This window comes from Kitasatospora sp. NPDC048298 (genome assembly GCF_043201465.1).
Lineage (GTDB): Bacteria > Actinomycetota > Actinomycetes > Streptomycetales > Streptomycetaceae > Kitasatospora.
Window position 1 is genome coordinate 1 of the sequence record NZ_JBICYZ010000023.1, and the last position, 21,690, is coordinate 21,690.

The 21,690-nt window shown below is 71.9% G+C and carries 17 protein-coding genes, 1 rRNA gene and 1 riboswitch; of the genes, 14 read left to right on the plus strand and 4 right to left on the minus strand.

Going from position 1 to position 21,690, the window contains the following annotated elements; all coding sequences use genetic code 11:
- The 12 genes from rrf to ACGF0D_RS18690 all read left to right on the plus strand — a co-directional run.
- Positions 1–86: ribosomal RNA gene (gene rrf, locus ACGF0D_RS18635) — 5S ribosomal RNA — on the plus strand; the annotation flags it as partial.
- Between the two features lie 99 nt (positions 87–185).
- On the plus strand, positions 186–806 hold the full coding sequence (locus ACGF0D_RS18640) for a CDP-alcohol phosphatidyltransferase family protein (RefSeq protein ID WP_392870148.1): 621 nt from the start codon (positions 186–188) through the stop codon (positions 804–806).
- A 124-nt stretch (positions 807–930) separates the two neighbouring features.
- Positions 931–3,426, plus strand: a complete 2,496-nt coding sequence (locus ACGF0D_RS18645; protein WP_392870151.1) for a sugar phosphate nucleotidyltransferase — start codon at positions 931–933, stop codon at positions 3,424–3,426.
- 273 nt (positions 3,427–3,699) lie between these two features.
- Entirely contained in the window at positions 3,700–4,719 is a 1,020-nt protein-coding gene (locus ACGF0D_RS18650; RefSeq protein ID WP_392917495.1) for a DUF881 domain-containing protein, read from the plus strand.
- Complete coding sequence (locus ACGF0D_RS18655) at positions 4,716–5,048, plus strand: small basic family protein (protein WP_030062488.1); 333 nt, start codon at positions 4,716–4,718, stop codon at positions 5,046–5,048. Before ACGF0D_RS18650 ends, ACGF0D_RS18655 begins: the two co-directional genes overlap by 4 nt.
- Before the next feature lie 361 nt (positions 5,049–5,409).
- Positions 5,410–6,261 (plus strand): DUF881 domain-containing protein, encoded by an 852-nt coding sequence (locus tag ACGF0D_RS18660; protein ID WP_392917652.1) that lies wholly within the window; start codon positions 5,410–5,412, stop codon positions 6,259–6,261.
- Positions 6,262–6,484: 223 nt separating this feature from the next.
- Complete coding sequence (locus ACGF0D_RS18665; RefSeq protein WP_392870160.1) at positions 6,485–7,363, plus strand: FHA domain-containing protein; 879 nt, start codon at positions 6,485–6,487, stop codon at positions 7,361–7,363.
- Between the two features lie 179 nt (positions 7,364–7,542).
- Positions 7,543–8,235, plus strand: coding sequence for a MerR family transcriptional regulator (locus tag ACGF0D_RS18670; protein WP_392871627.1), 693 nt, complete (start codon positions 7,543–7,545; stop codon positions 8,233–8,235).
- Between the two features lie 118 nt (positions 8,236–8,353).
- Positions 8,354–8,830 (plus strand): bifunctional nuclease family protein, encoded by a 477-nt coding sequence (locus ACGF0D_RS18675; RefSeq protein WP_030303568.1) that lies wholly within the window; start codon positions 8,354–8,356, stop codon positions 8,828–8,830.
- A 223-nt stretch (positions 8,831–9,053) separates the two neighbouring features.
- Complete coding sequence (locus tag ACGF0D_RS18680; RefSeq protein ID WP_392870164.1) at positions 9,054–9,698, plus strand: MerR family transcriptional regulator; 645 nt, start codon at positions 9,054–9,056, stop codon at positions 9,696–9,698.
- Positions 9,699–9,793: 95 nt separating this feature from the next.
- A complete protein-coding gene (locus ACGF0D_RS18685; RefSeq protein ID WP_392917498.1) occupies positions 9,794–10,516 on the plus strand; it encodes a vancomycin high temperature exclusion protein in 723 nt (240 codons plus the stop codon).
- 86 nt (positions 10,517–10,602) lie between these two features.
- Positions 10,603–12,012 carry a DNA polymerase IV gene (locus ACGF0D_RS18690; protein WP_392870169.1) on the plus strand — a complete coding sequence of 470 codons (1,410 nt, stop codon included), beginning with the start codon at positions 10,603–10,605 and terminating at the stop codon, positions 12,010–12,012.
- A gap of 177 nt (positions 12,013–12,189) precedes the next feature.
- On the opposite strand, the gene ACGF0D_RS18695 is transcribed toward ACGF0D_RS18690, so the two are convergent.
- The gene (locus ACGF0D_RS18695) at positions 12,190–13,686 is read right to left on the minus strand and encodes an MFS transporter (protein ID WP_392917499.1); all 1,497 of its coding nucleotides are present in this window, start codon (positions 13,684–13,686) and stop codon (positions 12,190–12,192) included.
- Positions 13,687–13,845: 159 nt separating this feature from the next.
- Complete coding sequence (locus ACGF0D_RS18700; RefSeq protein ID WP_392917502.1) at positions 13,846–14,982, minus strand: PRC and DUF2382 domain-containing protein; 1,137 nt, start codon at positions 14,980–14,982, stop codon at positions 13,846–13,848.
- A 227-nt stretch (positions 14,983–15,209) separates the two neighbouring features.
- Positions 15,210–15,313, plus strand: a riboswitch (glycine riboswitch).
- A 237-nt stretch (positions 15,314–15,550) separates the two neighbouring features.
- Here ACGF0D_RS18700 and gcvP point away from each other — a divergent pair.
- Complete coding sequence (gene gcvP, locus ACGF0D_RS18705; protein WP_392917505.1) at positions 15,551–18,451, plus strand: aminomethyl-transferring glycine dehydrogenase; 2,901 nt, start codon at positions 15,551–15,553, stop codon at positions 18,449–18,451.
- 121 nt (positions 18,452–18,572) lie between these two features.
- Here the strand turns inward: gcvP and ACGF0D_RS18710 are convergent, their stop codons facing one another.
- Entirely contained in the window at positions 18,573–18,764 is a 192-nt protein-coding gene (locus ACGF0D_RS18710) for a DUF5999 family protein (protein WP_097235094.1), read from the minus strand.
- A 425-nt stretch (positions 18,765–19,189) separates the two neighbouring features.
- Positions 19,190–19,762: a hypothetical protein gene (locus ACGF0D_RS18715; protein ID WP_392870181.1), complete on the minus strand. Its 573-nt coding sequence runs from the start codon at positions 19,760–19,762 to the stop codon at positions 19,190–19,192.
- 377 nt (positions 19,763–20,139) lie between these two features.
- Here ACGF0D_RS18715 and ACGF0D_RS18720 point away from each other — a divergent pair, with 377 nt between their 5' ends.
- Positions 20,140–21,645 carry a glutamate--cysteine ligase gene (locus tag ACGF0D_RS18720; RefSeq protein WP_392871630.1) on the plus strand — a complete coding sequence of 502 codons (1,506 nt, stop codon included), beginning with the start codon at positions 20,140–20,142 and terminating at the stop codon, positions 21,643–21,645.
- Positions 21,646–21,690 lie beyond the last annotated feature (45 nt).

The following is a 21,690-nucleotide window of genomic DNA, read 5'->3' on the forward strand; positions in this document are numbered from 1 at the left end:
GTTACATTCCGAACCCGGAAGCTAAGCCTCACAGCGCCGATGGTACTGCAGGGGGGACCCTGTGGGAGAGTAGGACGCCGCCGAACAATTCTTCTAGAGAAGCCCCCGCCGGGCGAACCGGTCGGGGGCTTCTCTGTTGTAGGGTCAACATGCAATTGTCGTCACACGGGACAGGAGGCCCCCGGGTGGAGGTCCAGGAGACGCGGGTCCAGACCGATCGCGTCCTCACCATCCCCAACATGCTGAGCATGGGCCGGCTGGTCGGTGTTCCGCTGTTTCTCTGGCTCATCCTGTGGCCGGTCTTCGACGGGCCCAACAACGATGGTTGGGCGCTGCTGATCCTCGCGTTGAGCGGGGTCAGCGACTACCTGGACGGAAAGCTCGCCAGGCGGTGGGGGCAGATCAGCCGGGTGGGGCAGCTGCTCGATCCGCTGGCCGACCGGCTCTATGTGCTCTCCACGCTGGTCGGACTGACCTGGCGTGAGATTCTGCCGTGGTGGCTCACCGCGATCCTGTTGGCCCGTGAGGTATTCATCGCCGCGCTGCTGCCGATTCTGAACCGGCACGGCTACGGCCCGCTCCAGGTGAGTTTCCTGGGGAAGGCCGCGACGTTCAATCTGATGTACGCGTTTCCGCTTCTGCTGCTCGGCAGCGTGGACAGCTGGATCGCGCGGCCGGCCGAGGTGGTGAGCTGGGCGTTCATCTGGTGGGGGACGACGCTGTACTGGTGGGCCGCGATTCTTTACGCGGTTCAGGCGAGGCGGATCGTCCGGGCGAGCGCCGCGGGCTCCGCGTCCACAGTCTGAGACATGATCTGAGAGAAGCCCCACGCCTCATCGGTGCGTCGGACGAGACCTTCCGGGTAGAGAACCTTCTGGAACGCTTTGATGGACCTGCTGGTCCACCACCGCGAAGGAGGACGCACCCGTAATGAAAGCCGTTGTAATGGCAGGGGGCGAGGGCACCCGACTCCGCCCGATGACCTCCAGCATGCCGAAGCCGCTGCTTCCGGTCGCCAATAGGCCGATCATGGAGCACGTGCTTCGGCTGCTGAAGCGGCACGGTCTCTCCGACACCGTCGTCACCGTGCAGTTCCTGGCGTCGCTGGTCAAGAACTATTTCGGCGACGGCGAAGAGTTGGGCATGCATCTGACCTATGCCCACGAGGAGACGCCACTGGGCACTGCGGGGAGTGTCAAGAACGCAGAGGACGCGCTCAAGGACGATTCCTTTCTGGTGATCTCCGGTGACGCGCTGACCGACTTCGACCTCTCGGAATTGATCGACTTTCACCGCAGCAAGAACGCTCTGGTCACCGTCTGCCTCACGAGGGTGCCGAATCCACTGGAGTTCGGCATCACGATCACGGACGACGAGGGCAGGGTCGAGCGTTTCCTGGAGAAGCCGACCTGGGGGCAGGTCTTCTCCGACACCGTGAACACCGGTATCTACGTGATGGAGCCCGAGGTCTTCGACTACGTCGCGGCGGGTGAGTCCGTCGACTGGTCGAGCGATGTCTTCCCACAGCTGTTGAAGGAGGGCAAGCGGGTCTACGGCTACGTCGCCGAGGGTTACTGGGAGGACGTGGGCACCCACGAGAGCTACGGCAAGGCCCAGGCGGACGTCCTGGAGGGAAAGGTCGACGTCGAGCTCGACGGGTTCGAGATCTCCCCGGGCGTCTGGGTCGCCGAGGGCGCCGAGGTGGACCCAGAGGCGGTGCTGCGCGGGCCGCTGTACATCGGGGACTACGCCAAGGTCGAGGCCGGCGTGGAGATCCGCGAGCACACCGTGCTGGGCAGCAACGTGGTCGTCAAGCGCGGCGCGTTCCTGCACAAGGCGGTGGTGCACGACAACGTGTACGTCGGGCCGCAGAGCAATCTGCGGGGCTGCGTGGTCGGCAAGAACACCGACGTGATGCGGGCCGCGCGGATCGAGGACGGCGCGGTGATCGGGGACGAGTGCCTGGTCGGCGAGGAGTCGATCATCGGGGCGAACGTCCGGGTCTACCCGTTCAAGACCATCGAGGCCGGCGCCGTCGTCAACACCTCGGTGATCTGGGAGTCGCGCGGCCAGGAGCACCTCTTCGGGGTCCGCGGCGTCTCGGGCGTCCTGAACGTCGAGATCACCCCGGAGCTGGCCGTGCGGCTCGCCGGGGCGTACGCGACGACGCTCAAGAAGGGCGCCACCGTCACCATCGCGCGTGACCACTCGCGTGGCGCGCGTGCGCTCAAACGGGCGATGATCTCGGCGCTCCAGACCTCCGCGATCGACGTCCGCGACCTCGAGAACGTGCCCATGCCGGTGGCCCGGCAGCACACGGCACGGGGGAGCGCGGGCGGGATCTTCCTGCGGACCACGCCCGGCGTGCCGGACTCGCTGGACATCCTCTTCTTCGACGAGCGCGGGGCGGACCTCTCGCAGGCCGGCCAGCGGAAGCTCGACCGGGTCTACGCGCGCCAGGAGTTCCGTCGGGCCTTCCCCGGTGAGATCGGGGACCTCACCTTCCCGTCCAGCGTCTTCGACTCCTACGCCGGCAACCTGCTGAGGACGGTGGACACCACCGGGGTCCGGGAGGCCGGGCTGAAGGTGGTCGTGGACACCGCGCACGGCAGCGCGGGCCTCGTTCTGCCGAGCATCCTCGGCCGGCTCGGGGTCGAGGCGCTCACCGTCTCCACCGGGCTGGACGAGGCGCGGCCGACCGAGGACGCGGAGGAGCGCCGGGCCGGCCTGGCCAGGCTCGGCGAGCTGGTCGCCTCCTCGCGGGCGGCCTTCGGGGTGCGGTTCGACCCGGTGGGCGAGCGCGTCGCGTTCGTGGACGAGCTCGGTCGGGTGATCGACGACGACCGGGCGCTGCTGGTGCTGCTCGACCTGGTCGCGGCCGAGCGGCGCAGCGGGCAGGTGGCACTGCCGGTGACCACCACGCGGATCGCCGAGCAGGTCGCCGCGTACCACGGCACCCAGGTCATCTGGACCACGACGACGCCGGACGACCTCGCGAAGGCGGCCTCCGCCGAGGGCACGGTGTTCGGCGGGGACGGGCGCGGCGGCTTCGTGGTGCCCGAGTTCAGCGGGGTGCTGGACGGCGCCGCGGCGTTCGTCCGGCTGGTCGGCCTGGTGGCGCGGACCCAGCTCACGCTGAGCCAGATCGACGCGCGGATCCCGCAGGCGCACATCCGTCGCCGGGACATCGCGACGCCGTGGGCGGCCAAGGGCATGGTCATGCGCTCGGTGGTGGAGGCGGCCGGAAGCCGTCGGCTGGACACCACCGACGGCGTCCGGGTGGTCGAGGCGGACGGGCGCTGGACGCTGGTGCTACCGGACCCGGCCGAGGCGGTCACCCACCTGTGGGCGGAGGGCCCCGACGACGAGGCCACCGAGGCGCTGCTGGACGAGTGGGCGGCCGTGGTCGACGGGGCGGGGCGGTGACGGCCCCGGCCGAGCCGAGGACCTGAGCCGGGCACGGTCGGGAACCGGGCTCGGAGCTGCCTCGAACGGCGGGGCGCACGGTGTGATCCGTGCGCCCCGCTGTCCGTTTTCACATCATTCGGAACAATCCGTCACTCGCCGTCATGTGTGCAGCGTGTGTGCAGCTCAGGGGCCGTGCAATGGCCCTCTCGGCGACGTGGGACGATGGTCTCCATGCCAGCGACGCCGACACCGAGTGCCCCGGACGGACGGTACAACCGTCCGGATGCCTCGATGTCCTTGCTGACCAACGTCATGGACCACAGCCTGGACGAGGGCTACGCGGAGGCGGCCGCTGCCCGCGGCGGTGCCCGCGACAGTCGGATACCCGGCACCTGGCAGGGGCTGCTCACGCTGGGCGCCGGACTGTCGCTGGTCGGCGCGGTGGTGACGGTGGGCGCGGTGAACGCGCACAAGGCCGAGCCCTCGCTGGCCAAGGAGCGGGATGCGTTGATCCACCGGATCAACGACAGCAACACCTCGGCCGACCGGCTGCAGAAGCAGGTGCAGGAGCTGCGGCTCAAGGTCGACACCACGCAGCAGCAGGCGCTCGCGTCGGGGGCGGGCGACACCGGGGGGATGGCCGAGGCGGTGGGCCTGGGCCAGGTCACCGGGCCGGGCGTGAAGCTCGTCCTGGAGGACGCCGCCGGTACGGGCCTCGGCGGCAACGTCGACCCGCGGGCCGGGCAGGGCTTCTCCAACAGCGGCCGGCTGCGGGACCGTGACCTCCAGCTGGTGGTGAACGGCCTCTGGGGATCCGGGGCCGAGGCGATCGCGATCAACGGCCAGCGGCTGACCGCGCTGTCCGCGATCCGGGCTGCGGGCGAGGCGGTGCTGGTGGACAACCGGCCGCTGGTGCCGCCCTACAACATCCAGGCGATCGGGGACGGCTCGAAGCTCCTCACGGCCTTCGAGAAGGACATGGCCGGGCAGTACCTGCGGCTGCTCCAGGAGCAGTACGGCATCAAGTCGACGCTCTCCGTCCAGAAGAACCTGACGCTGCCGGCCGCGGTCGGGCTCACGCTGCGGACCGCGCAGCCGGTGACGCCCGAGGCGTCGCCCCCGGCGGCCCCGGGCGGTACGCCCTCGGCCGGAGCCGGAACCCAGGAGAGCCCCGGCGCGTCCGTCTCACCATCGGCCTCGCCTTCCGCCTCCGGGTCGTCGGCCGCGTCCGGCGGTACCCCCACCCCCAAACGGCGTCCGACGACCGGAGCCACCAAGACCACGACAGGGACAGGAGCAGCCAGACCGTGATTGCCGTACTGGGTCTTGTGATCGGGGTGGTCGTCGGCCTCTTCGTCCAACCCGAGGTGCCGGACGCCGTCGTGCCCTACCTGCCGATCGCGGTGGTGGCGGCGCTGGACGCCGTGTTCGGCGGCGTCCGGGCGATGCTCGACGGGATCTTCAACGACAAGGTGTTCATCGTCTCGTTCCTGTCGAACGTGGTGGTCGCGGCACTGATCGTCTTCCTCGGCGACCAGCTGGGGGTCGGCTCGCAGCTGTCCACCGGCGTGGTCGTCGTCCTCGGCATCCGCATCTTCTCCAACGCGGCCGCGATCCGGCGCCATGTCTTCCGCGCCTGAGCCGGGCCGCGGGGCGGCGGAGGAGAAGCGGGAGGCGGTGGCGGTGGAGCCGACCGCCGGGAAGCCGCGCGAGGAGTCGGGCGAGAAGCCCGTCGAGCAGGCCGTCGAGAAGCCTGTCGAGAAGGCCGCGAACGGACCCGAGCCGGAGCCGGACGCGCGGTCCGGGGCGGCGGGGGCGGCGGAGGCCAGCGGGGCTGTCGAGACGGCCGGGGAGGCCGCCGAGTCCGAGGAGTCCGGGGAGGCGTCGGAGGGGAAGCCCGACGCCGAGGCCGAGCCTGACGCCGGTACGGGGCCTGAGCCGACGCTGCGGCTCACGAAGCCCGCCGAGCCGGCGCCCGAGGCCGAGCCGGACGCCGAGTCCGTGGCCGAGCCCGCGGCGAAGTCCGCGCCGGCACCCGTGCCTGTCGCCGAGCCCGAGCACAAGCCGGAAGCATCGCCGGAGCCGGAGCCGGAGCCGGAAGCCGAGCCTGACCCCGCCGCGGACCGGAACGCCGGCCGACGGCGGCTGAAGGCGGCGATCTGGCCGCCGCGGCTGTCGCGCGGGCAGCTGGTGGTGGCACTGCTGCTGTTCTCGCTCGGTCTGGGGCTGGCGATCCAGGTGCGGTCGACCAACGACCATCACAGTCAGCTGCGCGGGGCCCGCCAGGAGGACCTGGTGCGGATCCTCGACGAACTGGACAGCCGGCAGCAGCGTCTCCAGCAGGAGAAGGCGGAGCTGGAGCAGTCCCTGGCGAAGTTGGAGAACAGCTCCAACCAGGCCAAGGAGGCCCAGGAGCAGACCAGGAAGAAGATGACGGAGCTCGGTGTGCTCGCCGGCACCGCCAAAGCCACTGGTCCGGGCATCGTACTCACGGTCGATGATCCCCAAGGGCAGGTGAAGGCAGATATGCTGCTGGACACCCTGCAAGAACTTCGAGCGGCGGGGGCGGAGGCGATTCAGATCAACGATGTGCGCGTGGTGGTCAACACCTACTTCACCGACCTGTCGGCCGGTGGGGTGCAGATCGACGGGAAGAAGGTCTCGCAGCCCTACCGCTTCACGGTCGTGGGGAACCCGCAGGATCTGACACCCGCGCTGAACATCCCGGGAGGTGTCGTCCGCACGCTGGAGAGCCACCAGGCGCGGGCGACGATCGCCCCGCAGCAGAAGGTGGTCGTCGACGCCCTCGTGGACCCGAAGTCGCCGCAGTACGCCAAGCCGGCTTCGAAGTGACGGGGCGCCCGACGAACGGCCCGTCAAGGGCGGGCGGCACCCGCTGCGGGGTGCCGCCGTCACATGGGCGAGACTGGTTCGCACCAGTACGCTCCGGAGCAACAACCGCAGCACCAACCGACGAAGTACCACTCCGGCGAGCCGCAAGGATCGGGCTCGCAGCATGTCCGAGGTTCTCACCCTGCCCCGCGGGCGGGTCTGTCACACGCAAGGGGATTCGCCCGTGAGTTTCTTCTCGAAGTTGTTCGGTCGCAACAAGGGCCGTGACGCGGCCGCCGTCGAGGCGCCCACCGCGCGTCACCGCCGGTCGGAGGACGAGCCCGCGGTGCCGGGCATGCGTCCGGCCCCCGAGGCCGCGCCGTACGGCCAGCAGCTCTACCGGGACGGCGGCGCCGCCCAGTATGCGGCCAATCCGGCGGGCTACGGCGCGTCGGTTGACCCTTCCGGCGAGCCGCGCATAGGTTTCCCGTCAGGACCCTCAACCTCCGGTGGAGGGTTTGCCCCGGATCCGTACGCCGGGCACAACCCGTCGGGTGTGCCCCGCCAGGAGGCTGTGAACATGGCTGGCCCCACTCCGTGCCCCAGGTGCGGCAACCAGAACCCGGCCTCGGCCCGGTTCTGTTCAAACTGCGGCACGGCGCTGCGCGGCGGCCTGCTCCCGGAGGGGGCTGCGGAGACCACGTCGACCATCTCCATCTCCGGCCTGGAGTCGTACGACCCCAGCGCCACGACCGGCACCGGCGCCACGCCGGCCCTGTCGGCCGAGGTGCTGTCGGCGATCGACGCGCTGCCGCCGGGCTCGGCCCTGCTGATCGTGCAGCGCGGCCCGAACTCCGGCAGCCGCTTCCTGCTGGACTCGGACATCACCACGGCGGGTCGTCACCCGCAGGGTGACATCTTCCTGGACGACGTCACGGTCTCGCGCCGGCACGTGGAGTTCCGCCGCACCCCGGCCGGCTTCAGTGTCGCGGACGTGGGCAGCCTCAACGGCACCTACGTGAACCGGGAGCGGATCGACGAGGTGTCGCTGAACAACGGCGACGAGGTGCAGATCGGGAAGTACCGGCTGGTGTTCTTCGCCGGCCACCACCGGGGGTACTGAAAACGACGTCGGCGGGAGCCCGAGTGAATACGAATACCCCTTCCTCTTCTCTCGGGGCGGCCACCCCAACCCCGTCCGGTCCGCAGGCGGACCGCGGCGGGCGCGCGGTGGTCGCGGGCCCGCGGCAGCCGGTCCGGGCCGAACGGCCCGCTGGCCGCCGGCGCGGCGGTGACGAGCTGCTGAGCATCGGCGCGGTGCTGGCCTTCCTGCGCGACGACTTCCCCGAGGTCACGATCTCCAAGATCCGCTTCCTGGAGACGGAGGGACTGGTCGAGCCGCAGCGCACGCCCTCGGGGTACCGCAAGTTCAGCCCGGCCGACGTCGAGCGGCTGGCCTACGTCCTGCGCATGCAGCGGGACCACTACCTGCCGCTGCGGGTGATCCGGGAGCACCTGGACGCCATCGAGCGCGGCGAGAACCCGCCCGCGCTGCCCTCCGCCGACACCCGGCCCGGACCGCTGGAGGAGGCGGACCGGGAGCTGGTGGCCGCCGGCGAGGTGCCCTCCGGCGTCCGGCTGGGGCGCGCCGAGCTGCTGGCGGCGGCCGAGGCCGGGGAGCAGGAGCTGGCGGAGTGGGAGTCCTACGGGCTGGTCGCCCCGGGCCCGGACGGCGGCTACGACGGTGAGGCGCTCCAGGTGGCCCGGTTGGTCGCGGAGCTCGGCCGGTACGGGCTGGAGCCCCGCCACCTGCGGGCCATGAAGGCCGCGGCGGACCGCGAGATCGCGCTGGTGGAGCAGGTGGTGGCGCCGCTGCGCCGACACCGGAACCCACAGACCAGGGCGCACGCGGAGGCCACCGCCCGGGAGCTCGCGACGCTGTCCGTACGGCTGCACGCGGCGATGGTCCAGGCCGGCCTGCGGGCCCGCGGATAGCGGCTCCCGACGTGGCCGGGCGCGTCCGACACGCCCTGCGGCACCGGCCGCACCTCGCTGACCAGCGGCGTCGGCTCTGCGCTTTCATATCCGGGAGCGGAGCCATAGGGTTGCCTGTGTGAATGAGCTCGACGTCGTGGGTGTCCGAGTGGAGATGCCTTCCAACCAGCCGATCGTGCTGCTGCGGGAGGTCGGGGGAGATCGCTACCTGCCGATCTGGATCGGCCCCGGCGAGGCGACCGCGATCGCCTTCGCCCAGCAGGGCATGACCCCGGTGCGCCCGCTGACGCACGACCTGTTCAAGGACGTCCTGGAGGCGCTCGGCCAGCAGCTCACCGAGGTCCGGATCACCGACCTGCGGGAGGGCGTGTTCTACGCCGAGCTGGTGTTCGCCGGCGGGGTCGAGGTGAGCGCCCGGCCGTCCGACGCCATAGCGCTGGCGCTGCGCACCGGCACGCCGATCTACGGGAGCGAGGAGGTGCTCGCCGAGGCGGGCATCGCGATCCCGGACGAGCAGGAGGACGAGGTCGAGAAGTTCCGCGAGTTCCTCGACCAGGTCTCGCCCGAGGACTTCGGGGGCAGCGGCCCGCAGTAGCGGGGGCCGGGCGCGCGGCCGTTTGGCCTACCGTTTTGCCAAAAACCGTCCATCTACCCACACTAGGGGCACGAAAAACCACTCTCCTGAGTGATGTGGTTTGTCCGGTCCGGCGTGGCGATCGTTGACGGGTCATAGGGGACTGCCTACCGTCAGGAGTGGCTGTCCGGGTGGCCGATGCCCGCAGTCGGGTTGCCCGCAGCACAAGTGGACGGAGGCAGGCATGAGCAGCACCGGCGATGACGCGGCCGTGGGAGGCCGGTGCGCCGTGCACATGCCGCGCACCGCTCGCACCGTCACGGATCTCCCCCGGATGGGCAGGTTCCCGGCCGTACAACCGGGTCAGCCGAGCATCGAACGGCTGGCGCCGACGTCCGAGCTGCTCGGCTTCCGCGGCCCGACGGCCTGCGCGGCGGCCGGCATCACCTACCGCCAGCTGGACTACTGGGCCCGCACCGGACTGCTGGAGCCCAGCGTCCGCACCGCGTACCCGTCGACCAGCCAGCGGCTCTACAGCTTCCGCGACATCCTGCTGCTGAAGATCGTGAAGCGGCTGCTCGACGCGGGTGTCTCGCTGCAGAACATCCGGGTGGCGGTCGCCCACCTGCAGGGCGCCGCCCAGGCCGACCTGGCCGGGATGACGCTGATGTGCGACGGCGCGACGGTGTACGAGTGCGCCACGCCGCAGCAGGTGGTGGACCTGCTGAAGGGCGGTCAGGGGGTCTTCGGCATCGCGGTCGGAGCGGTCTGGCAGGAGCTGGAGCTCACCCTCGGGAGGCTGCACGCGGAGCGCACCGACACCGGCGAGACGCTGGTCGGGCACGACCCGGCCGACGAGTTGGCGCAGCGGCGCAACCGGGCGGTCTGAGCAGGAGTTCGACGGGGCCGCGGGCCCGGACGGGGAACCGTTCGGACCCGCGGCCCCGTCGTGTTCCCTGAACTGGCGTGATCGAGGGAGGGCACGTGGGAGACGGCACCGGGATATCGGGGCTGCTGCGGCGCAGGGCCGGGCTGCTGGGGGCGCGGCTGCGGCAGCGGCGGACGCAGCGCAGGCTGTTCCAGCTCGGGACGGTGCTCTGCTCGCTGGCGCTGGCGCCGAGCGCCTGGGTGTGGTTCTCCGCGGGCGACCGGGTGGGCACGGTGGAGAGCGCGCCCGCGGCGCCGGTCGCGGTGGTCTTCGGCGCAGGGCTGGACGAGGGGAAGCCCTCGCCGTACCTGGAGCACCGGCTGGTCGCGGCGTTGGACCTGTACCGGGAGGGGAAGGTGCAGGCGATCCTGGTGACCGGGGACAACGGGCGGGTCGAGTACGACGAGCCCGACGCGATGTACACGTACCTGACCCAGCACGGGGTGCCCGAGGACCGGGTGGTCCGGGACTACGCCGGCTTCGACACCTGGGACTCCTGCACCCGGGCGCGCCGGATCTTCGGGGTGGACCACGCGGTGCTGGTCAGCCAGGACTTCCACGTCCGCCGGGCGCTGGCGCTGTGCGAGGCGGCGGGCATCCGCTCGTACGCGGTCGGGGTGCCGGAGTGGCACGACGCGACCTGGCTGTACGGCGGGCTGCGGGAGGTCGCCGGGGCGGGCAAGGCGGCGGCCAACGCCTGGCTGCGGCCGGACCCGTTGTTCCTCGGGCCCAAGGAGGACGGCATTCCGAAGGCGCTGGCGGAGGCGGCGGGGAAGTAGCGCCCGTCCCGTGCCGCCGGTGGCCCGTCGCGGGCCGTCCGGCCCGGGTCGTACGCACTGTCGGACCCGTACGCGATGATCGGCGGGTGCGATCTCTGCCGAGCATCATCCACCTCGACATGGACGCCTTCTTCGCGGCGGTGGAGCAGGCGGCCAAGCCGAGCCTGCGCGGCAAGCCGGTGGTCGTCGGTGGGCTCGGCGGTCGCGGGGTGGTCTCCACGGCCTCGTACGAGGCGCGGAGGTTCGGGGTGCACTCGGCGATGCCGATGGCGCAGGCGCGCCGGCTCTGCCCCAACGCCGCCTTCCTGACGGGGCGGTTCGAGGCCTACCGGCGGAACAGCGAGATCGTGATGGGGCTGCTGCGGCAGCTGTCCCCGCTGGTGCAGCCGCTGAGCCTGGACGAGGCCTTCGTGGACCTGGAGGCCGGTGCGTACGGTCCCGCGCTGCTGGAGGCGGACCACGAGACTGGCGAGCGGCTGGTCCTGGCGCTGGCCGAGGACCTGCGGGCGGACATCCGGCGGCTGACCGGGCTGACCGGCTCGGTCGGGGCGGCCGGATCCAAGCTGATGGCCAAGATCGCCTCCGAGCGGGCCAAGCCGGACGGGCTGGTCATGATCGAGCCCGGGCAGGAGCGGGCCGTGCTGGGGCCGATGCCGGTGCGGGCGCTGCCCGGGATCGGGCCGGCCACCGAGCAGGTGCTGCGCCGGGCCGGGCTGAACACGGTGGCCGACCTCGCGGAGGCGGGGGAGGCGGAGCTGGTGCAGCTGGTCGGACGGGCGCACGGCGCCGGGATCTTCCAGATGTCCACCGGCCTGGACGACCGGCCGGTGATCGCCGACCAGGACGCCAAGTCGGTGTCGGTGGAGGACACCTACGAGGTCGACCTGGCCGACCGGGAGCGGGTGCTGCGCGAGGTCGAGGCGCTGGCCGGCCGGTGCGTACGGCGGCTGCGGGCGGCCGGGCGCTCGGGGCGGACGGTGGTGCTCAAGGTCCGGCGGTTCGACTTCTCGACGCTGACCCGCTCGGAGACGCTCGGCGGACCCACCGACGACGAGGCGGTGATCACCGCGACCGCGCGCCGGCTGGCCGAGCAGGTGGACATCACCGGCGGGGTCCGGCTGCTCGGCGTGGGCGTCGCCCAACTCGCCGACTACACCCAGGAGGACCTGTTCGCCCAGGCGCTGCGGGAGGAGGCCGCGGAGCACGCCGAGGTCGCGGCCGCGGCGCAGCAGGCCGAGGAGGAGCCCGAGGTCGTCGTGGTGCGGCGCTGGATGCCCGGACAGGATGTCCGGCACGAGGAGTTCGGGCCGGGCTGGGTGCAGGGCAGTGGCGTCGGGCGGGTCACCGTGCGGTTCGAGACGCCGTGGAGCGGGCCGGGGCGGGTGCGGACCTTCGCGGTGGACGACCCGGCGCTCGAACCCTCCCGGCCGCTGCCGCTGCGCCGGGAGGAGGGCGGGGACGAGGGCGGGGACGGCGCGTCGGACGGGGGCGGCTGAGCGGGCGGGGAGGCGGGCCTGCGGAGCGGGCCCGGAACGCGAAGCGGCCCCACCCGGTGGGGGAGTACCGGGTGGGGCCGATCACCGTGCCGGACCCCGTACGTTCGTGATGCCCTCGCGACGTACGGGGACCGGGGCCCCGCGCCCTGTCCCTGGGCGCGGGGGCCGGACGCCTCGTCAGGCGTCGGTCTTGGCCAGCGCGGGGCTGGAGTCCTGCTGGGCCGAGCCGCCGAGGACGGTCGGGGTGGCGGCCGACTTGGCGCCGCGGATCAGGAAGGGGACGACGCCGGCGACGATGCAGACGACGGCCGCGGTCCAGAACGCGTGCTTGTAGGCGTCCAGGGTGGGCAGGGAGAGCGGGATCTGCGGCGGCAGCTTCAGGGTGTCGCCGGTCAGGATGGCGGCCATGACGGCGGTGCCGATCGCGCCGCCGACCGTGCGCAGCACGGAGTTCATGCCGTTGGCGATGCCGCTCTGCTCGGCCGGGACGGCGCCGTTGATGTAGGCCGGCATCGCGGCGAAGGCGAGGCCGACGCCGAGACCGAAGATCGCCGAGGCGGTGTAGATGTCGCCCTCTCGGCCGTGGCGCACGGCGAGGTAGGCCATCGCGACGGCGCCGAGGACGCCACCGAGGACCAGGGGCAGGCGCGGGCCGCGACGGGCGATCAGCAGGGCGCCGACCGGGGCGGCGACCATCGAGCCGATCGCGGACGGCAGCAGCATGATGCCGGCGTGCAGCACGGTGGCGGTGAAGCCGTAGTGGGTCAGCTTCTCCGGGGTCTGGGCGAAGTTGCTGATGACCATGAAGGAGCCGTACATGCCGAAGCCGATGAGCAGGCCGGCCACGTTGGTGAAGGCGACGGCCGGACGGGCCATCATCTTCATGTCCACCAGGGGGTGCGCGACCTTGGTCTCGATGATCCCCCAGACCAGGGCGACCACGGCGGCGACGGCGAAGAGGCCGAGCGTCTTGTTGGAGGTCCAGCCCCAGTGGTTGCCCTGGCTGACCGCGACCAGCAGCGCGGAGAGCCAGCCGGCCAGGGTGAGGGCGCCCAGCGGGTCGGCGCCGCCCTCCTTGTCGGTGACCGGGTCGGTCGGCACGCGGAAGGCGACCAGGGCGATGGCGATCAGGCCGAAGACCAGGCCCATCCAGAAGATCGACTTGTAGTCCCAGTGCTCCAGCAGGAGACCGGTGGCGACCAGGCCGAGGCCGGAGCCGACGCCCATCGAGGCGCTGATGGCGGCGACGCCGCCGGTCACCTTCTGCTTGGGCAGCTCGTCACGGACGATGCTGATCGCGAGCGGCAGGACACCGCCGCCGGCGCCCTGGAGGACACGGGCGACGACCAGCCAGGTGAAGGAGTGGGTGCTGACCGCCAGCGCCGAACCGGCGACCAGGCCGGCCAGCGAGATCAGCAGCATCGGCTTACGGCCCCGGAGGTCGCCGAAACGGCCCAGGAGGGGAGTCAGCACGGCTGCGGAGAGCAGGTTGGCGGTCATCAGCCAGGTGATGCTGGAGGCGGAGACGCTCAGTTCCTTGGCCAGCGAGGGCAGGATCGGGACGACCGCGGTCTGCACCACGCTGAACGACAGCATCGCCAGGATGAGGGCCGGCAGGACCCGGGCGCTGCTCTGCTTCTCGGCCGCGGTGGTGGGCTGTGGTGCCTCACTCACGGTTGCTTCCTCCCGTACATAGTGAATGAACTGAAGTAACCATGCAGGGAGATACTTCAGAGTGTCAAATATCGAGTGGTTAAGCTTTGGCAAAGTCGAAGGGTCGGGTACGCGACAAGGGCCCCGGACGGTGTCCGGGGCCCTTGCTGGTGGGGGCGGTCAGGCGAGCGGGCGTGCTGGGGCCGGGCGGGGGGTGTCGGGAGTGAAGGCGGACGGTGGGGTGTGGGGGTTCGTGGTGTCGTGGACCTCGACGTGCTCGCGACGGAGTTCCTCCCGGATCACCTCCTCGGTCGTGTACCGCTCGACGACCAGGCGGATCCGCTCGACGGGCGCGAGGTACTTGCGGGCCACCGCACGTTCCTCACGGAGAGTGACCTCCTGGACGGTCTCGGCGATCTCCTTGTCGGTGAGCGTGGCGCGCTCGGCCTCGCTGATCGGCGTCCGCTCGACCCGGACGCGCTCGCGGACCACCGGAACGCGGCGCTCGACCTGTTCGGTCGTCACGTACTTGCGCAGCTTCGCGGTGCCGAGGACGTGCCACTCGGTGGTGACCTCCAGCCGCTCCTCGCGGCAGGTGATCTCGACCGGGCTGCTCGGGGCGGCCGTGGGGGTGCCCGAGTGCGCGGTGGCGGTCGTGGTGGCCGCCGCCGGGGTGGGCATGGGGGCGGGCTGCGACTGCTTCGGTTCCATGGCGGGTGCGGCGGGGGCGGGCGCCGCCGTCGGCGGGGTGGCGGCCGCGGGGGTGCCGGGGGTCCGGGTGTCGGCCTCCGGGGCGGTCCTGGCGCTGTCGGGGGTGACGGGCGTGGCGGCGGCAGCGGGGGGCCTCGCCGGGGCGTGCTCGGGGGATCGCTCGGGGCTGTGGAAGGTGAGTGGCTTGGCCGGGGCCGCGGCGGTCGTGGTGGCGGCGGCAGCGGCCGCCGTGGTGCCGAAGTCGAGGTCGGGCTGCTTGGCCCGGCTCCCGTTCCCGTGTGGACGGCTGTCCATCGGGGTGTCGAGCCCGTAGTAGCGGTAGAGCTGGAGCTCCTGGGCGGGGGACAGGTGCTGGCCGACGCCGAAGTCCGGTGACTCCTTCACCAGCGACTTGTCGTACGGCACCCGCAGTTCGTCGCCCGCGAACTCGCTGGTGGTCAGCGGGACGAAGGCGTCCCGGCCGAAGATGCCGGTCCGGACCGCGGCCCACTCGGGCCGGCCGGTGGCGTCGTCCAGGTAGACCTCGTCGACCGTGCCGATCTTGTCTCCGTTGCGGTCGACGGCCTTGTGACCGATGAGGTCCCGGGGGTCGATGTCGGTCTGCACTTCTTTCCTCCCGCGTGCGCTGGGCCTGCGGAACTCCCGCAGCAGGGCGGCCGGAGCACCCGTCCCGTCCGCCACTTCACACCAAATGCCATGAATCGGACGGGCGCGAGCGGGGTGCGCCGGACGGGGTCGTGCGATCGGCCGTCCGGGGGACGCGCGTAGACCTCGAGTGACCCGACGCACCCGTGATCGGGAGGCCTCCCGCTGGTACCCTGGGCGGCGACCGCAGAGCCCGCTCGGGAGAGTCTCCGACAACGAAAACCGCTGGTCGGGGCGCCGAAGGAGCAACTCCTCCCCGGAATCTCTCAGGCATCCGTACCGTGTGGGGTAGGTCACTCTGGAAAGCAGGGCAGGAGCGTCGGCACGGAAGCCGGCGATCACCACCCTCACCGACGGTGCAAGCCGGCGGAGCGCCCACAGCGCCCCGTGCGGGTGAAGCTCTCAGGTCCCGATGACAGAGGGGGAGGCCTGTCGGGTCCGCCCGCCCAGGTTTGTCCGCCGCCCGCAGCGGCGAGGCCGGCCGGCGTGCGTACCCCCGCCGGTCCGTGACCAGGAGGCCTCGACCACCATGAACGCCCAGCCGAACGCGGGACGCCCCACCGGCGCCTCGACCCTCACCGAGCTTGAGCTGGCCAGTCCCTTCGAGAACCGCCACATCGGCCCCGACGCCGCCGCGCAGGAGAAGATGCTGGCGTCCGTCGGCTACGGCTCGCTGGACGAGCTCGCCGCCACCGCGGTGCCCGAGGCGATCCGTTCCATCACCGCCCTGGACCTGCCCGCGGGCCGGACCGAGGCCCAGGTCCTCGCCGAGCTGCGCGAGCTGGCCGACCGCAACCAGGTGCTCCAGCCGATGATCGGCCTGGGCTACTACGGCACCTTCACCCCGCCGGTGATCCTGCGCAACGTCATGGAGAACCCGGCCTGGTACACCGCCTACACCCCGTACCAGCCGGAGATCTCGCAGGGCCGCCTGGAGGCGCTGCTCAACTTCCAGACCCTGGTCTCCGACCTGACCGGCCTGTCGACCTCCGGCGCCTCGCTGCTGGACGAGGGCACCGCGGCCGCCGAGGCGATGGCGCTCGCCCGCCGTGTCACCAAGGTCAAGGGCGGTGTCTTCCTGGTCGACGCCGAGACCCTGCCGCAGACCCTCGCGGTGATCAACACCCGCGCCGTGCCGACCGGTGTCGAGGTCGTCGTCGCCGACCTGTCCGAGGGCATCCCGGCCGAGATCGCCGAGCGCGGCGTCTTCGGCGTGCTGCTCCAGTACCCGGGTGCCACCGGTGTGGTCCGCGACCTCGCCCCGGTGATCGAGCAGGCGCACGGCCTGGGCGCGATCGTCGCCGTCGCCGCCGACCTGCTGGCACTGACCCTGCTCAAGTCCCCGGGCGCGCTGGGCGCCGACATCGCCTGCGGCACCACGCAGCGCTTCGGTGTGCCGATGGGCTTCGGCGGCCCGCACGCCGGCTACCTGTCGGTGCGTACCGAGTACGCCCGCTCGCTGCCCGGCCGCCTGGTCGGCGTCTCCGTCGACGCCGACGGCAACCGCGCCTACCGCCTGGCGCTGCAGACCCGCGAGCAGCACATCCGCCGCGAGAAGGCCACCAGCAACATCTGCACCGCCCAGGTGCTGCTCGCCGTGATGGCCTCGATGTACGCCGTCTACCACGGCCCGGACGGCCTGGCCGACATCGCCCGCCGCACCCACCGCTACGCCGCCGCCCTCGCCGAGGGCCTGCGGGCCGGCGGCGTCGAGCTGCTGCACGGCGAGTTCTTCGACACCGTCACCGCCGTCGTCCCGGGCCGCGCCGCCGAGATCGCCGCCGCCGCCCGCGCCAACGGCATCAACGTGTACCAGGACGGCGAGGACCGGATCTCCGTCTCCACCGACGAGACCACCACCCGCGAGCACCTGGCCGGCGTCTGGGCCGCGTTCGGCGTTCCCGCCGGCGAGGTCGCCGAGGCCGCCGAGACGCTGCCCGCCGCGCTGCTGCGCGAGGACGAGTACCTGACCCACCCGGTCTTCCACAGCCACCGCTCGGAGACCGCCATGCTGCGCTACCTGCGCCGCCTGTCGGACCGGGACTACGCGCTGGACCGCGGCATGATCCCGCTGGGCTCCTGCACCATGAAGCTCAACGCGACCACCGAGATGGAGGCGGTGACCTGGCCGGAGTTCGGCCAGATGCACCCCTTCGCGCCGATCGACCAGGCCCAGGGCTTCCTGACCCTGATCCGCCAGCTGGAGCAGCAGCTGGTCGAGGTGACCGGCTACGACGCCGTGTCGATCCAGCCGAACGCGGGTTCCCAGGGCGAGTTCGCCGGTCTGCTGGCCGTGCGCGCCTACCACCACGCCAACGGCGACACCCAGCGCGACGTCTGCCTGATCCCGTCCTCGGCGCACGGCACCAACGCGGCCTCCGCGGTGATGGCCGGCATGCGCGTGGTCGTGGTGAAGACCCTGGCCGACGGCGACGTGGACGTCGAGGACCTGAAGGCCAAGATCGAGCAGCACCGCGACAACCTCGCCGTGCTGATGGTCACCTACCCGTCCACCCACGGCGTGTACGAGACCCAGATCACCGACATCTGCGCCCTGGTGCACGAGGCCGGCGGCCAGGTCTACGTGGACGGCGCCAACCTGAACGCCCTGGTCGGCCTGGCCAAGCCGGGCAAGTTCGGCGCGGACGTCTCGCACCTGAACCTGCACAAGACCTTCTGCATCCCGCACGGCGGCGGCGGCCCGGGCGTCGGCCCGGTCGCGGTGCGCGCCCACCTGGCGCCGTACCTGCCGAACCACCCGCTGCAGGCGGAGGCCGGCCCGGCCACCGGTGTCGGCCCGGTCTCGGCCGCGCCGTGGGGCTCGGCGGCCATCCTGCCGATCTCCTGGGCGTACGTCCGGCTGATGGGCGGCGAGGGCCTCAAGCACGCGACCCAGGTCGCGGTGCTGAACGCCAACTACATCGCCAAGCGCCTGGCACCGCACTTCCCGGTGCTCTACACCGGCCCGGGCGGGCTGGTCGCGCACGAGTGCATCATCGACCTGCGTCCGCTGACCAAGGAGACGGGCGTGACGGTGGACGACATCGCCAAGCGCCTGGTCGACTACGGCTTCCACGCGCCGACGATGTCCTTCCCGGTGGCCGGCACGCTGATGATCGAGCCGACCGAGTCCGAGGACCTGCACGAGATCGACCGGTTCTGCGACGCGATGATCACCATCCGCGCCGAGATCGACAAGGTCGGCTCGGGCGAGTGGGCGGCCGACGACAACCCGCTGCGCAACGCCCCGCACACCGCCGCCACGCTGGCCGGCGACTGGGCGCACGGCTACTCGCGGCAGGAGGCCGTCTTCCCGGCGGGCGTGAACCCGGCGGACAAGTACTGGCCGCCGGTCAGCCGGATCGACGGCGCGTACGGCGACCGCAACCTGGTCTGCTCCTGCCCGCCGCTGGACGAGTACGGCGTCTGACCGGACCGGGCCCGCAGGCCCGGATCGGACGGCAGGGCCCCGGCGGAGTCTTCCGCCGGGGCCCTGCCCGTTTCGCCGGCCGAGTCGGCGGCTGCCCCCGCCGTCCGGCCGGACCGTTCGGTCAGGCCGCGTGGGCGACGGGACGGCGCGGGGCGATCACCCGGCCGTCGGGCAGCAGTTCTCCGGTGTCCTCGAACAGGACGACGCCGTTGCAGAGCAGGCTCCAGCCCTGCTCCGGGTGGCGGGCCACCGAGACGGCCGCCTCGCGGTCCTCGGACTCGGCCGACGGGCACTCAGGACGGTGCTGGCACATACGCGTACCCTCGCTTCGCTCTGCGATCCTCCCCGTGATGCGGTCGCCGGAGGTGGTGCCGTCCGGGACCGCCGCGGTGGTCGGATCCTGTCCGCACGCCGGCCAAGTGTGGACCGGCGCTCAAGTGGGTAGGACAGGTGGTCCTTCCACGCTGGTTCCCAGTGTCGGCATCCTGGGACCCGCGCGCAGGGTTTTCGTGACATGCGCCACAACTCCCGGGTAGAGATCACCCGTTCAGGTGGGGCCGACGGGAAAGAGCGCACCAGTGGGTCAGCCGGAGCATGACCCGATGGGGCCATGCCGGATGGTCCGAGCGGGTGGTCGCCGTTCGGGTGAGGGCCCGCGGGCGCACGGGCGCACGGGCGCGGGCAGGGGTGGGGGCCGCCGGGCGGGTGGGCCCGGCGGCCCGTGGGGCACCGGCCGGGTCAGGAGGAGCCGAGCAGCAGCGGCCTGGCGAGCGGGGCGCGGGCGAGCAGCGGCAGCAGTTCGGCGGCCGGGCGGGCGCGGTGCGCGGTGACGCCGAGCGGGGCCGGGGCGAGGGGGATCAGCAGGTCGGCGGCCGGGCCGCCGTCGGGGCTGTGCAGCCAGAGCGCCGTGGCGTACTGGCCGGGGAAGGTCAGCAGTCGGGGCTGCCGGCGGGTCCGGGAGTTCTGGGCGAGCTGCCAGGCCTCGCGCAGTGCCCGGACCGTCGAGTCGAGGTAGGGGCCCGCGGTGAAGTGGGAGAAGCTGTGGCCCTCGGCGCTCTGCACCACCTCGGCGGCGGCGGCCACCTCGGGCCCGTCCTTGATCAGGAAGCGCCAGCCGGTGCGGCGGGCGGCCGGGAGTTCCGGGCGCGGGCCGTTCAGGACGTGCACCGCGAGCGGGTGGGCGGGGAGCAGTGGGCCGGTCGGATGGCGCAGTGCTGCGGCGGCGGGCTGGCGCAGCGCGGTCTCCGAGTCGAGCGCGCCCAGGACCGCGCGCAGCGCGCTCGGCGGGGGCTGGGGGGTTTGCAGAGTCATGGCGGGTCCGCCTCTCCAAGCGAGATCGGCGTGCGAGTGCGTCATACCGGCGTGGCGAGGCGACGCGTCTTCGGTGACGGGGCCCGGCCGTGTCCGGTTGTGCAGGATCGCGGAGCCGGCACGGTCGCCGCCGTCGACGAGGGCTTCTGGGCGGGGCGGACCGGCCGGAGCGCTGTGCCAATTCGAACAGGTGCGCAGGGTGATCTGTTTATCACAGGCTGTGGTGCCGGGCAAGTCTACAGTTCGTCTGATTTTCCGTCAGATGCCTTGCAATGCAAGCCAGTACAAGCGTTCGGGTATCGATCTTCGAGGTGGGCATGATGCTTGCACGGTCGGTCGACCGGGTGCTCGACGGGGTGGCTCTGGAGGAGGGGACCGTGGGCGAGAAGGTCGTGGCTACTCGGGCGGAACTGGCGGACCGGCAGCAGTACCGGCGCAAGCTCCACACGTGTCTCGAAACACTCGGACGGATGATCCGGGAGGACCGCTTCGACCGTCCGCGGGCGGTGATGGGCCTGGAGATCGAGCTCAACCTGGCCGACGAGCAGGGCCTGCCGGCCATGAACAACGCGCAGGTGCTGAGCGCGATCGGCTCCAGCGACTTCCAGACCGAACTGGGCCGCTTCAACATCGAGGTCAACATCACGCCCCACCGGCTCTGCGGGCACGTCTTCGAGGAACTGCGCGAGGAGATCGACACCGGGCTGCGCTACGCCGACCGGCGGGCCGCCGAGGCGGGCACCAGGATCGTCATGGTGGGCATCCTGCCGACCCTGGAGCACGCCCACACCGGGCTGGACGCGATGAGCCACAACCAGCGGTACAGCCTGCTCAGCGACCAGATCCTGGCCGCCCGCGGGGAGGACATCGCGCTGGACATCGAGGGGGTCGAGCACCTCCAGCTGGAGTCGATCACCATGGTGGCCGAGGCCGCCGCCACCTCGCTCCAGCTGCACCTCCAGGTGACCCCGGAACGGTTCTCCTCGGTCTGGAACGCCGCCCAGGCGATCTGCGGGCCGCAGCTCGCGCTCGGCGCCAACTCGCCGTTCCTGTTCGGGCGGGAGCTGTGGCGGGAGACCCGTCCGGTGCTCTTCCAGCAGGCCTGCGACACCCGTACGGCGGAGCTCAAGGCCCAGGGGGTGCGCCCGATCACCTGGTTCGGCGAGCGCTGGGTGGACTCCGCGTACGACCTGTTCGAGGAGAACCTGCGGTACTTCCCCGCGCTGCTGCCGATCTGCGACGACGAGGACCCGCTGAAGGTGTTGGCCTCCGGCGGTGCGCCCAGGCTCGCCGAGATGCGGCTGCACAACGGCACCATCTACCGCTGGAACCGCCCGGTGTACGACGTCGCCGGCGGGGTCGCGCACCTGCGGGTGGAGAACCGGGCGCTGCCGGCCGGGCCGACGGTGGCCGACACGCTGGCCAACGCCGCCTTCTACTACGGACTGGTGCGGGTGCTCGCCGCGCAGCCCCGGCCGATCTGGACCCGGCTGCCGTTCGAGCGGGCGGACGAGAACTTCCAGCAGGGCGCCCGGTACGGCATCGACGCGGTGTTCCAGTGGCCGCGCTCGGGGCGGGCCGGGCGCGGCGGCGGGCTGCAGACCGTGTCCGCGGTCGACCTGGTGCTGAACGAGCTGCTGCCGATGGCCTACCAGGGCCTCGACGAGTGGGGCGTGGAGCCCGCCGACCGGGACCGCTACCTGGGCATCATCGAGCAGCGCTGCCTGCGCCGCACCAACGGAGCGTCCTGGCAGACCGCGACCTTCCACCGGCTGCGCGAGCAGTACGGGATGGACCGGCCGGCCGCGCTCGCGGCGATGACCAGGCGCTACGCCGAACTCATGCGCGGCGGCGAGCCGGTGCACACCTGGCCGGTGGGCTGAGACCTCCCCTCCGGGGCGGCCGCGCGGCTGTGCCAGGATGATCGC

What these genes read in the sequence shown, in the direction of transcription:
- ACGF0D_RS18680 (WP_392870164.1), top strand. Translation starts at nt 9,054, where the DNA reads ATGAGCAGCACCGGCGATGACGCGGCCGTGGGAGGCCGGTGCGCCGTG.
- ACGF0D_RS18645 (WP_392870151.1), top strand. Translation starts at nt 931, where the DNA reads ATGAAAGCCGTTGTAATGGCAGGGGGCGAGGGCACCCGACTCCGCCCG.
- gcvP (WP_392917505.1), top strand. Translation starts at nt 15,551, where the DNA reads ATGAACGCCCAGCCGAACGCGGGACGCCCCACCGGCGCCTCGACCCTC.
- ACGF0D_RS18650 (WP_392917495.1), top strand. Translation starts at nt 3,700, where the DNA reads ATGTCCTTGCTGACCAACGTCATGGACCACAGCCTGGACGAGGGCTAC.
- ACGF0D_RS18710 (WP_097235094.1), bottom strand. Translation starts at nt 18,764, where the DNA reads ATGTGCCAGCACCGTCCTGAGTGCCCGTCGGCCGAGTCCGAGGACCGC.
- ACGF0D_RS18715 (WP_392870181.1), bottom strand. Translation starts at nt 19,762, where the DNA reads ATGACTCTGCAAACCCCCCAGCCCCCGCCGAGCGCGCTGCGCGCGGTC.